Origin of the sequence: Achromobacter sp. Marseille-Q0513, from assembly GCF_018195695.1 — a bacterium.
Lineage (GTDB): Bacteria > Pseudomonadota > Gammaproteobacteria > Burkholderiales > Burkholderiaceae_B > Achromobacter.
This window is the reverse complement of record NZ_JAGTJY010000430.1, coordinates 1-670: the sequence shown is the minus strand read 5'-3', so window position 1 is coordinate 670 and position 670 is coordinate 1. Positions and strand designations below refer to the sequence as shown.

General features: G+C 71.8%; 1 protein-coding gene. It reads left to right on the top strand.

Translation table 11 applies throughout. The annotated features are described in order from the left end of the window. Positions 1–63: 63 nt before the first annotated feature. A partial coding sequence (locus KDH83_RS31090; RefSeq protein ID WP_212322955.1) for a 4'-phosphopantetheinyl transferase superfamily protein occupies positions 64–670 on the top strand: 607 nt, incomplete at its 3' end.

Below are 670 nucleotides of genomic sequence, written 5' to 3'. Positions count from 1 at the left end.
AGGCACAGCCGGCGGCGGCGGCATGACGCGCCCGCCCGCGCACGAAACGGGATCGCGCTGACCATGTCCGACAGCATGGGCAAGCCGCCACGCGCCTGGCGCGGCGTCCTGGGATGGGGCGCCACGCGGTCCGTCCTGGACGCGCTCGCGGCCCAGGACATCCCCTTGACGCCGGAGGAACGCCAGCGGGCGAACGCCTTCGCGCACGACGCGGACCGGCGCGACTTCATCGCCGCGCACCGGCTCGCGCGCGCCATGGCCGCCTCGATCATCGGCGCGCCGCCCGGGACAATCATCCTGCGGCAGCGCTGCGACACCTGCGGCGGTCCGCATGGCCGCCCCACCCTGCCCGATCATCCCTGGCTGCATGTCAGCCTGAGCCACGCAAAGGGCGTCGTCGCAGCAGCCTGCGGCGACCGGCCCGTCGGCATCGACCTGGAACGATGGAACGCGTCGCAGCCGGATCATTCCGACCTGGACTTCGCGCTCGCCGCGGCGGAGCGCAAGCGGCTCCAGTCCATCTCCGCATCCGGTGCGGACGCCGACGCCCCCATCACGCCCGCCGCACTGGCCTTCCTGCGGCTCTGGGTGCGCAAGGAATGCCTGGTGAAACTCGGCCGGATCACGCTGGACCAGCTGGACAGCGTGGATTTCTCTGCCTTCATGCAAA